Below are 10,723 nucleotides of genomic sequence, written 5' to 3'. Positions count from 1 at the left end.
AGAATTCCTCGGAGCTCTGCTACGGGGTGAAAAACAAGGAAGGGGTTGGTGTGGAAGGGGAAACGACGTGTCCCCTTCCCATGCAAAATCGCTTCTCAAACCCCTTTGATACCTCGCAGCTCTGCTGCGGGGAGGTTCATTGCCGATGCGACCATCCGTTTCACACGGGGGCGGTTGATGATGAAAAACGGAAATTATGCGGAAGCCATGAGCCTTTTTCAGCATGCCCTCGAATTGGACCGCCAAGCCGGATTCACCCGCGGGATGGCCGACGATCTCTCTGCAATTGCCGTCATTCACGAACAGTTGGGTGAGGATGAAGCCGCACTGGATTGCCTGGATCGAAGTATCAAGATTTATGCCCTGCTGGAGAACCTGGGACGGTTGGAATCGCTGGCACAGAAAACCGGAACCGACGTTCGGGTGACCGTCCATTTTATCAACCAGTGGCTGGCCGGTGAAGCGGTAGATGCCATCTGTCGTTAGTGACAGCGGTTTTCCGTGGAGGCGCCTATACTGCCGTGCTGATGGCGAGGACCGGCCATGAAGCTTTCCCATCTCAAACCGACCGTACCCAAGTGTTGGCTGTTTGCGGCCTCCGGTGTGATGTGGAGCGCCGTTGGCATCATGATGTGTGCCACCGCGATCGGCTGGCTGTCGGATGGTGGAATGGGTCGGGGCATGGCCTTTGGCCTGGCGGGATTGGTTTTGGCCATGCTTTCTGTTCGCTGGGGGTTTGGCAGCATCGCCCAAAAAAATATCCGGCGTCTACGGCGTCTGCCGGATCGGGGGTGCTTTTTTGCATTCCAGGCCTGGAAGAGCTATCTGATTATTATGGTGATGATTGCCTTGGGGGTTACCCTGCGGCACTCATCGATCCCGAAACATTTCCTGGCGGTCGCCTACACAGCCATCGGCGGCGCCCTGATCGTGGGCAGTTTTTACTACTATCGACACCTGTCGCGGTTGATTCGGACCGCATCCCGTCGGCGTGTCCAGCGCCATACCCTGCCTTGACAAGGGTTTTTTCAACACCCTGCTAATCGAAAGTCAGCGACGATTTCTCTATGTCTACGATGCGCTCGCCTTTCACATAATCCTTGGTTTCGTAGCGGGTGATACCCATGAGTTTTTGGGTAATGGCACCCATGCGTTCTACCTGGGATTTTATTTTGGCGATTTTGGGGTAGACGGGATCATTCTGATCAAGGGTGTCCATGAGCAGTTCCGTGTGGCCGGAGATGGCCATCATGGGTTGGTTCAACTCGTGGCAGATGGCGCCGGCGGTTTCCAGCACCGCCTGGAGTTTTTCCCGGTAGATACGCTCGGATTCACTGCGGTGACGATGCAGGGCGATTTCGATGGAAACCATCAGACTGCGGGTTTCGAAGGGCTTGACCACGTAACCGAAGGGCTCCATGACTTTGGCCCGCTCCAGGGTGGCCGGATCCGTGTAGGCGGTGAGGTAGACAACGGGAAGGTTGAACCGGTCCCGTATCACACCGGCGGCGTCGATGCCGTCCATCTCGCCTTTGAGCTTGATGTCCATGAGCACCAGGTCCGGTTGCATCTTCCCGGCATGGGCGATGGCTGTCCGTCCGTCATGGGCCACGGCACATACCGAGTAACCGGATTTTTCCAGGCGGCTTTTGATTTCCTGGGCCACAATGCCTTCGTCTTCCACAACCAGAATCGTCGCCTGTATCATGTCAGAACTCCTTGTTGGACTGTTCAGGGGCGGTCAGCGTGATGGTGAACCGGGTGCCTATTTCCGTGGTGAGGGCAAGGGTGCCGCCCAGCTGAGTGGTGAGCGTATTGATGAGCCGAAGGCCCAGCGATGATTGCTCAGGATCGGCCGGCGGCTCGACAAGACCGATGCCATCGTCGGCCACCACGATTTCTATCCGGCCGGCATGCAGGGTGCGGATGACGATCTCAATCGTCCCGGCGGCGTCGGGTAAGAAGGCATGCTTGAGGGCATTGGATACCAGCTCGTTGATGATCAGGCCGCAGGGCACGGCCATGTCCACCCCCAAGGCGATGTCGTCGGCATGGACATTGAGCCGGATGCGGGCCGGATCAATCCCGTAGGCGTCGAACAGGTTGGTGGTCAGCCCCTGGACATAGCGGCCGAAATCGATTTTCGCCAGGTCAGCCGTACCGTACAGCTGCTCGTGGATCAAGGCCATGGATTTGACTCGGTTCTGGCTTTCCCGCAGAATTTCCACGCCCTTGGCATCCTCCATGTAATCCTCCTGAAGGTAGAGCAGGCTGGAGACGATCTGCAGGTTGTTTTTTACCCGGTGATGGATCTCCTTGAGCAGTGACTCCTTCTCCGCCAGCGACTGACGCAATTGCTGGTCTGAGACCAGAAGCTCCTTTTCGGCCATCTGTCTCTCGAACAGCTCCCGTCTCAATTCGGCGGTTTTACGTTGGACCATTCGGTTTTGTTGGAGATAGCCGAGAAAAATGGCAACCACCAGTACGACTACCCATAATAACACCCAAAAAATGCTGCCATGCACTGGATTACCACTGACGGCGGCATGGGCTGGGAATGCGACCATCATCAAGGTCGAGGCCCCGTAGCGGCAGCAGCTGATAGTCATGCTGGGGATGTGGATGGCGTGTCTGGAAATCATCAGATCAGCGTATGAACCCGTTCTGCCAGGTCACGGACGGCCCGGGCCGCTTTGCTACCCGGTGTCTGTTCGATAAAAGGCACCTGGTCGAGGACAGCCTGGCGGACCGCTTTATCTTCCGGGATGCTGCCCAGGTGGAACAGCTCCAGGTTAAGAAACCGCTGGGTCACCCGTTGGATAGTATTGACGGTGTGGTTGCCCTCGCGGATCCCGCTGACGGAATTGAGCACCAGGTTGAACCGGCTGATCCCGTGATCCCGGGACAACAGTTTGATCAGGGCGTAAGCATCGGTCATGGACGTGGGGTCCGGGCTCAGGATGAAAATGTTATGGTCGGCAAACCGATTGTACCACAACACCGAAGAGCCGATGCCTGCCGCCGTATCGATGATGACGTAGTCGAAATCCGATGAGACCTCTTTAATAAAACCGGCCAACCGATCCTGCTGTTTTTCCCCCAGCGATACCATCTCCGGAACACCGGAACTACCTGGCAGGATGGCCAGGTTGGGACGGGCGAAAATCAATGCTTGCCGTGGATCAGCCCCACTTTCCAGGATGTCCCGGATATTGCTTTTGACCGACAGCCTCAGCAACACGTCCACGTTGGCCAGTCCCATGTCGCCGTCTATTACCAGAACGCGGCTGTTGTTTCGGGTCAGGGCGATGGCGAAATTCACCGTGAAGCTGGTCTTGCCCACGCCTCCTTTGCCGCTGGTCACGCAAAGGGTACGCGGCGTCTTCTTGCTCGGGGCCATGTTTTTTCCATCTGGGAATCATTATGGGTTAATAAAACTGTTTCCCACATTATCGGCCGCCGAGTACCTTTCTTTAACATGAGCCCGAGATAAAAACCATGCTCGATCCGATCACTGATCCGACGGACTGTCGGGCGTGAACCTGCTTTCCCAGCATCACCACTCTTCAAAACGGGCTGATGGTTGAGGCGGACCGTTACGATTTGATACATGTTGTTACCCTTTTGCAAAGGCTGTTCCTGCAAACACATATATGCTTATGTGGTACTCATTTGCAGGCGGGATCGAGGGTGGCGTGGGCGCGGAAAAGTTTTAATAGCTATTAATTAGTATAGTTAAATATTTTGTTGAAAAAAAATTAGAATAGCTTATATTGAGCCCCTCATAACTATTTGGAGGCGTTCATGACTGATCAAGATGTATTGAACCGTGCCCGCTACATATTTACCACGGGTAGAATGATCCATGACCGGATCATGCGAATATCCACCGGTGCATGCATGAGCACCGCCAAGAATGACCGTTTCGGGGAGTTGTCTGCACCGCAGATGAACATGCTGATGATGATCAGGGTTCGTGAAGCGGTGTCCGTTACCGAATTGGCTGCGCTGTTGAACGTATCTCCGCCGTCGGTGTCCACCATGGTGGACAGGCTGGTGGAGCGGGGGCTGCTGACCCGGACCCCGAGTGATCAGGATCGGCGCAAGGTGGTGATCCGGGTAACTCCCGATGCACTCAAGGATATTGCCCAGGTGGAAGAGATAATCCTGGGTTCTTTTGTGGAACTGGTGGACGCCGTTGGGCCCGAGACCACGAAAAAGTGGTGTGAGGTGCTCCAGCAGATCAAGCGGGTTCTGGAAAAGAATCAACTTTCAGCTTAATTCAAGGTTGGCAAAATGAATAGCACGGAAAAAAAGCGTCAGAACAAGCACGTGATGATTCGCATCGTGATCTGCACCCTGATTCTCATCGTCGGCTGGGTGGGGATGAAAGGGCTGGCCAGTCTGAAGCAACCTCCTGCCGAGGTGAAGGCCGAAGAGCGGCCCATCAGGGTACAGGCCATGGCAGCCCAGCCCGGGGACTATCCGGTGGCCATCACCGGGTACGGCGAGGCCAGGGCGCTGACTGTAGTAACCATCGCACCGGAAGTGGCCGGCCGGGTGGTATACACGCACCCAACACTCAAAGCCGGGCAGATCATTCCAGCTGGTGACGTGATTTTCCGAATCGACCCGGCCGATTATGAAGCCGGCCTCCAGGAAGCCAGGGCCGTAGTAGCCCAGTGGCAGAATACGGTGGCCCGCCTTAAAAAACAGTTTGCCATTGACAGTCAGCGTTTGAAAACCCTGGAGCGAAATACCCAACTGGCCAGAACCGAATTCGATAGAACCCGGCAACTGTTCGAAGTCGATCGTGTGGGGACCCGATCCGGAATGGATCAGGCGGAGCGGACCTATAACACCACCTCGGATCAGGCGGACCAGATGGCCCAGGCGGTAAGTCTCTACCCGCTGCAAATCAAGGAGGCCCAAAGCACCCTGGCCTCGGCCGCCGCACGCCTTTCAATGGCTGAAACCAGCCTGTCCCGCTGCACTGTCAAGGCGCCCTTCGATGCGCGAATAAAATCAGTATCGATTGAAGCCGGCCAGTATGTCTCTCCCGGTCAGAACGTATTGACCCTGGCCGACGATGCGGTTCTTGAAATTCAGGTTTCTCTGGACAGCCGGGACGCCCGGAGCTGGCTGCAGTTCGAATCACCGGCCAACGACCGATTGCCCACCGCCTGGTTCGCCACGCTCAAGCCCGTTGAATGCGCGATCCGCTGGACCGAAGACAAAACCGGATCCCCCTGGATCGGAATCCTGAATCGGGTGGTGAAGTTCGACCAGCAGACGCGAACACTCACCGTGGCCATACGCGTCACTGCCGACTCGGCCAAGGGCAAGGGCAACCGGGTGCTTCCACTGGTGGAAGGGATGTTTTGCACAGTAGACATACCCGGCCGGACCATGCGAGATGTTTACCGGCTGCCCCGGCAGGCGGTGAGCTTTGAGAACCGGATATATCTGGCCAGTGCCGAGGGCCGGTTGAAAACTGTGGATGTGACCGTGGCGCGAATCGAGGGGGAGTTTGTTTTTGTGGACCAGGGACTCAATCCGGGTGACACGGTGATTCTCACCCGACTCATCGACCCGCTTGAAAATGCATTGCTGGACATCGCGGGTACGACAGTTGCCAAGGAGCCCACATCATGAAACGGGTACTTGCCGCCTTTGCCAGGAATACCGTGTTCGCCAACATCGTCCTGGTGATGATTTTTATTGCCGGCTACATCGCCACGTCCAACATGATTCGTGAAACCTTCCCGGAATTTTCCCTGGACATGATCACCATCTCTGTGCCCTATCCCGGTGCCGACCCGGAAGAGGTGGAAGAGGGCATCAGCCGCAAGATCGAAGAGGCCATCGAGGGACTTCAGGGCATCAAGCAATATACCACCGAGTCGTATGAAGGACTGGGGTCGGCCAATATCGAAGTCCGGGAAGACTACCATATTGACGAGGTGCTCGACCGGGTGCGCACCAAGGTTAATGCCATCTCCACCTTTCCGGTGGATGCTGAAAAACCGGTGATCAGCGAGTTGCTGCTCAAGGATGTGGTGACGTTGCTTTACCTGTCCGGCGACATGTCCGAACGGCGGATCAAAGAGTGGTCCGAGCAGATCAAGGACGAAATCCAGCAGGTGCCCCATATCTCCCAGGTGGAAACCTTCGGTTCACGGGATTATGAAATCGCCATCGAAGTTTCCGAGGAGCGGTTACGCCAATACGGCATCTCCTTCTCCGACGTGTCCGATGCCGTGAGCCGCAGCAGCTTGAACCTGGCCGGCGGCACCATCCGAACCCAGGATGAGGAGATCCGGGTGCGCACGATGGGCCGGAAGTATACCGGACAAGAATTGGCCTCGATCGTAGTGCTGGCCAACCCGGAGGGTGGCGTGGTCACCCTTGACCGCCTGGCTCATATTGACGATGGGTTTGCTGAAGATCCCATCGCCGCTACCATTAACGGAGAGCCGGCCGTTCTGTTGATTGTATACAAGACACCCGAAGAAGATGCACTGGTGATCTCGAAGGCGCTCGAGAAATACATCAAACAAAAGCAGCAACAAATTCCATCTGGCTCTAAAATAAAAATACTGTACGACAACACCGACATGCTCAAGGCACGCATCGACCTGCTGTTGAGAAATGGTATCATCGGCCTTTCCATTGTCTTTTTATTGTTGTGGTGTTTTCTCAATGCCCGACTCTCTTTTTGGGCCGGTATGGGCATCCCTATTTCCATAGCCGGTGCTCTGGTAATCGTATGGGCCATGGGCGGCACCATCAACATGATCTCCCTGTTCGGCCTGATCATGGTATTGGGAATTGTTGTGGACGACGCCATTGTGGTGGGCGAGGCCATCTACGTCCACCGCAAGCAGGGCAAGACCGCCCTGAAGGCTGCAGTGGACGGCGTTGTGGAAGTGGGAATGCCGGTGATTGCCGCCATCCTAACCACGATCGTGGCCTTTCTGCCGCTGTTTTACGTGGGCGGCATCATGGGGAAATTCATCTCGATCCTGCCTGCCGTGGTGATCGCCTGCCTGGTGGTGTCGCTGGTGGAATGCCTCTTTTTGCTGCCGGCCCATCTGAGTCACCTGCCTGACCCCAATCGCCCGAAAGATCAGGAAAGCAAACTGGTTCGACGGCTTTCCCGGGTTCAACAAACCACCTCACGCTGGATGGAGGTGTTTGTCGCCCGTGTATATATGCCCTTTCTCAGCAAGGCGCTGCACTGGCGTTACATCTCGCTGGCTACGGCGATTGCCGTGCTCATGCTTACCGTTGGGTTGGTGCGTAGTGGAATCATCAAATTTGAGGTGTTCCCGAAGCTTGACGGGTTTATCATGACCGCCACGGCGGAGTTCCCAAGCGGCACCCCGCCGGAGGTCACCCGGCGGGCTATTCAAGAAATTAGTGCCGCCTTGATGCGGCTAGAAGAAAAGACCCAGACCCGCTCTGGTGAACCTCTGGTGGATGACCGGCTGACCCTGGTGGGTCAAACTCTGAGCGACATGCCCCAGGTGGGGCCGCATTACGGCTCGGTGCAGGCGATCCTTCTGGATTCCGAAGCCCGGGGAATTCATACCGAGGAGTTGATGGTGCTGTGGGAAAAGGAGATCGGCATTCTGCCCGGCATCAAATCCCTGACCTTTTCCGGCATGGAGGCCGGACCGCCTGGTGACCCCATCGAGGTGTGGCTCCAGGGGCACGAGATGGATGATATCCTGGCTGCTGCCGAGGAACTGATGGGACGGCTGCGAAAATTCGACGGTGTTTACCAGATCCGTACCGACTTCTCTCCCGGCAAGAATGAGATGCGCCTGAGTCTCAAGCCGGAAGCCCGGGCGCTTGGACTCACCGTAGAGGACTTGGCACGGCAGATTTACGCCGGATACTACGGTGACGAAGCATTGAGACTTCAACGAGGGCGAGACGATATCCGCGTGAAGGTGCGATACACCGCCGATGAACGCAGCCGTTTGTCTGACCTGGACCAGGTGCGAATTCGAGCTGCCGGGGGAGTAGAAGTGCCGCTTATGTCCGTCGCTGACGTCACCTTCACCCCCGGGTACTCGACCATTACCCGTACCGACGGCATGCGCCGGGTGGCGGTGAGCGCTGGTGTGGACACCAACAAGGCCAATGCCAACGAAATCTTTGCAGAATTGTCGGCCAATTATTTTCCCCAGTTGAAGAAACGCCATCCCGAAATTTTCGTGGCCCTTCAGGGAGAGCAGAAGAAGATGCGCGAATCATTCGGCAGCCTCTTCATCGGATTTCCGCTGGCGGTGCTGGGCATCTTTATTGTCATCGCCACCATGTTCCGTTCCTATGTACAACCTTTTGTGATTATGTTTACCGTGCCTTTCGGTATTATCGGCGCCGTATTCGGCCATATGCTGATGGGCTACGATCTGTCCATTATGAGTATCTTCGGCATGGTGGCATTAACCGGAGTGGTGGTCAACGACGCGATTGTGCTCATCGAGCGCATCAATGAGAATTTTGCCTGCGGGATGCCGTTCTTTGAAGCGATTCTTCAAGGGGGGACCCGGCGCTTCAGGGCCATTTTCCTGACCACATTGAGTACGGTGGGCGGCTTGGCCCCGTTGATTCTGGAGACCGATTTCCAGGCCAAGTTTCTTATTCCCATGGCGCTTTCCATCGCCGCCGGCGTGGCGTTTGCCACCATTCTTACGCTGGTGCTCATTCCCAGCCTGCTGGCCATCCTGAATGACCTTCGGCTATTGGTCCACCGGTTCAGGCACGGCCAGTGGCCCCGGCGCCTGGACGTGGAGCCGGCCAGGAATCGGCACGAAGATCCATTGAAAGTCGACCCTGGTCAACTGCGCTCGCCGTCTGTGGATGTATGCAGCTAGCGCCTTAAAACTAAGTCAGGAGAAAATGGCAAAGATGAAAAAACACACCATTAGGTTTTCCCTATCCTTGCTCTGCTGCTTGGTCGCCCTGCCGCTGACGGGTATTGCCCAGGAATCTGCCGCCACAGGCTCATCCCCAAGGGTACTGCCCGACAAGACCATGGTGGTTGACTGGGCCGCGGTGTCGACCCTGAACCTTGAAACCGCCGTTGAGATCGCCCTGGCCGGCAACCCCGGCCTTGAAGCGGCAGCGGCCCGCGTTCGGCAGGCCAAGGACCAGGTGGACCAGGCGCGTTCCACCTATTGGCCCCGGCTCGACGCCAATGCCTCGGGGGCACGGGTGGCCGTTGCCGAAAACACCTACCAGCAGAATCTTGCCGCCGCACGGCTCCTGAATCCTGCCGCCACCATTGATGATCCGCTGGAATACTACACCGCCGACCTGACCGCATCCTGGACGCTGTTCGACGGGTTTGAACGCAAATTTTCCAATGCCTCGGCCCGTTATGGGGAACAATCCAGCACCGCCGCATTGAATGATGCCCGTCGGCTGCTGATTTCCGCCGTGGCGTTATCCTATTTTTCAGCCCAGTTGGCCCTGGAGAACATTTCCATCGCCAAGGCCGATGAGGAATTCAATCAAGGTCAGCTGGCCGACGCCGAGGCCCGCCAGCGGGTGGGAACGGGTTCGCTGAGCGATGTGCTCAACTTCCAGGTACGAAAAAACCAGGCCAAGACCACCCGCATCAACCAGGAATATCAACTCGAAATCGCCCTATACGGGTTGGCCGCCCTGCTGGGACTTCCCGATTCGCGGCTGCCGGCCCATGTCACTCTGGGCCGCCTCTCTCTGGAGACGGCCCCGGAGCTTTCCAGTCTGCCGGTGGATGAGCTGATCGCCAAGGCCATGGATCATCGCCCGGATATCCAGCAGGTCCAGTGGAGTATCAAACAGACCGAGGCCCAGGTTAAGATTGCCCAGTCCGACTATTATCCATCGGTTGTCCTGGCCGGCAGCCTGGACGGTGAACGGGTCGATGACCCGGGTTTCGGGGAGGACGATTTCGGCAATCGGGTCCAGGTAGGCCTTTCCTACAACCTGTTTGCCGGTGGCTTCACCCGGGCAAGGGTCCGTGAGGTGCGGCATCGCAGGGTAGAGCTGGAAAAACGTCTGGAGGAACTGGTGCTTTCGGTCACCTCGGACATCCGCAGCTCCGTTGCGTTGGTCACGACGGCCCAAACCCAGGTGGCCCTCCAGCGTGAAAATGTTGATCTGGTGCAACGTACCCGGGATTTAGTGGAAAAGGAATATAACGCCGGCCAGGCGTCTCTGGTCCGCCTCAACGAATCCCAGAAGGATTTGACCACGGCCCAGAGCAATCTGGCCCTGGCCCTGGTCGCCCTTCGCCAGGCCTGGGTTGAGCTTGAAACCCGCACGGGCAATGTCCTGGTCACCTACGAAAACGCTGGTCGATAGGCATGCTAGGCAACGTTGCCGCTAAAACTCCGGCGCCGCTGCCACAGCCATGCGATAAACACACAAATCCCAAAAAAAGCGGTCAGCGCAGCGGTTTCAGGCAGCACATCCGCCAGGCCCCCGCCCCTGACGAATACGTCGAGGCTGCCGTTCAGTCCCCAGGCCAACGGGGATACGACACTGATCGACTGCATGAAGGCCGGCATGGCATACACCGGCACCATGATTCCCCCTATGGCGGCTGCGATGACGATGGAGATGGGACCGAACATGGAGGCCTGTTCGTAGGTGTCGACTACCGTCCCCAGTAAAACACCGTATCCCGTGGCGGCCAGGATGGCGCTGGCAATCACCACCA

Annotated in this window: 10 protein-coding genes; 6 read left to right on the top strand and 4 right to left on the bottom strand. The window is 56.9% G+C overall.

Annotated features, from left to right (window positions below; all coding sequences use genetic code 11):
* Positions 1-48 precede the first annotated feature (48 nt).
* Together QNK41_RS01085 and QNK41_RS01080 are read left to right on the top strand one after the other, a co-directional pair.
* A complete protein-coding gene (locus QNK41_RS01085; RefSeq protein WP_319252867.1) occupies positions 49-486 on the top strand; it encodes a tetratricopeptide repeat protein in 438 nt (145 codons plus the stop codon).
* 57 nt (positions 487-543) lie between these two features.
* Complete coding sequence (locus QNK41_RS01080) at positions 544-1,017, top strand: hypothetical protein (protein WP_319252865.1); 474 nt, start codon at positions 544-546, stop codon at positions 1,015-1,017.
* A 22-nt stretch (positions 1,018-1,039) separates the two neighbouring features.
* On the opposite strand, the gene QNK41_RS01075 is transcribed toward QNK41_RS01080, so the two are convergent.
* The 3 genes from QNK41_RS01075 to QNK41_RS01065 are packed head-to-tail and all read right to left on the bottom strand — an operon-like array spanning position 1,040 to position 3,400.
* Positions 1,040-1,708, bottom strand: coding sequence for a response regulator (locus QNK41_RS01075; protein WP_319252864.1), 669 nt, complete (start codon positions 1,706-1,708; stop codon positions 1,040-1,042).
* Between the two features lies 1 nt (position 1,709).
* Entirely contained in the window at positions 1,710-2,642 is a 933-nt protein-coding gene (locus QNK41_RS01070) for a sensor histidine kinase (protein WP_319252862.1), read from the bottom strand.
* Positions 2,642-3,400 (bottom strand): MinD/ParA family protein, encoded by a 759-nt coding sequence (locus QNK41_RS01065; RefSeq protein ID WP_319252860.1) that lies wholly within the window; start codon positions 3,398-3,400, stop codon positions 2,642-2,644. Before QNK41_RS01065 ends, QNK41_RS01070 begins: the two co-directional genes overlap by 1 nt.
* A 404-nt stretch (positions 3,401-3,804) precedes the next feature.
* Between QNK41_RS01065 and QNK41_RS01060 the strand changes: the two genes are divergently transcribed.
* From QNK41_RS01060 to QNK41_RS01045, 4 genes are read left to right on the top strand one after another with little or no spacing between them, the layout of a single operon-like run.
* Positions 3,805-4,281 carry a MarR family transcriptional regulator gene (locus QNK41_RS01060; protein ID WP_319252858.1) on the top strand — a complete coding sequence of 159 codons (477 nt, stop codon included), beginning with the start codon at positions 3,805-3,807 and terminating at the stop codon, positions 4,279-4,281.
* Between the two features lie 15 nt (positions 4,282-4,296).
* Complete coding sequence (locus QNK41_RS01055; RefSeq protein ID WP_319252856.1) at positions 4,297-5,655, top strand: efflux RND transporter periplasmic adaptor subunit; 1,359 nt, start codon at positions 4,297-4,299, stop codon at positions 5,653-5,655.
* Complete coding sequence (locus QNK41_RS01050; RefSeq protein WP_319252854.1) at positions 5,652-8,888, top strand: efflux RND transporter permease subunit; 3,237 nt, start codon at positions 5,652-5,654, stop codon at positions 8,886-8,888. The genes QNK41_RS01055 and QNK41_RS01050 overlap by 4 nt, the downstream gene beginning before the upstream one ends.
* Positions 8,889-8,922: 34 nt before the next feature.
* The gene (locus QNK41_RS01045; RefSeq protein ID WP_319252852.1) at positions 8,923-10,365 is read left to right on the top strand and encodes a TolC family protein; all 1,443 of its coding nucleotides are present in this window, start codon (positions 8,923-8,925) and stop codon (positions 10,363-10,365) included.
* A 5-nt stretch (positions 10,366-10,370) separates the two neighbouring features.
* Here QNK41_RS01045 and QNK41_RS01040 read toward each other — a convergent pair.
* The coding region (locus tag QNK41_RS01040) for an ABC transporter permease (protein ID WP_319252849.1) at positions 10,371-10,723 on the bottom strand (353 nt) is incomplete at its 5' end.

It is taken from the genome of Desulfosarcina sp. (assembly GCF_033791525.1).
Lineage (GTDB): Bacteria > Desulfobacterota > Desulfobacteria > Desulfobacterales > Desulfosarcinaceae > Desulfosarcina.
The sequence above is the reverse complement of the archived record's forward strand: the minus strand, read 5'-3'. Positions and strand labels throughout refer to the sequence as shown.

What these genes read in the sequence shown, in the direction of transcription:
- QNK41_RS01060 (WP_319252858.1), top strand. Translation starts at nt 3,805, where the DNA reads ATGACTGATCAAGATGTATTGAACCGTGCCCGCTACATATTTACCACG.
- QNK41_RS01075 (WP_319252864.1), bottom strand. Translation starts at nt 1,708, where the DNA reads ATGATACAGGCGACGATTCTGGTTGTGGAAGACGAAGGCATTGTGGCC.
- QNK41_RS01055 (WP_319252856.1), top strand. Translation starts at nt 4,297, where the DNA reads ATGAATAGCACGGAAAAAAAGCGTCAGAACAAGCACGTGATGATTCGC.
- QNK41_RS01045 (WP_319252852.1), top strand. Translation starts at nt 8,923, where the DNA reads ATGAAAAAACACACCATTAGGTTTTCCCTATCCTTGCTCTGCTGCTTG.
- QNK41_RS01050 (WP_319252854.1), top strand. Translation starts at nt 5,652, where the DNA reads ATGAAACGGGTACTTGCCGCCTTTGCCAGGAATACCGTGTTCGCCAAC.
- QNK41_RS01065 (WP_319252860.1), bottom strand. Translation starts at nt 3,400, where the DNA reads ATGGCCCCGAGCAAGAAGACGCCGCGTACCCTTTGCGTGACCAGCGGC.
- QNK41_RS01070 (WP_319252862.1), bottom strand. Translation starts at nt 2,642, where the DNA reads ATGATTTCCAGACACGCCATCCACATCCCCAGCATGACTATCAGCTGC.
- QNK41_RS01080 (WP_319252865.1), top strand. Translation starts at nt 544, where the DNA reads ATGAAGCTTTCCCATCTCAAACCGACCGTACCCAAGTGTTGGCTGTTT.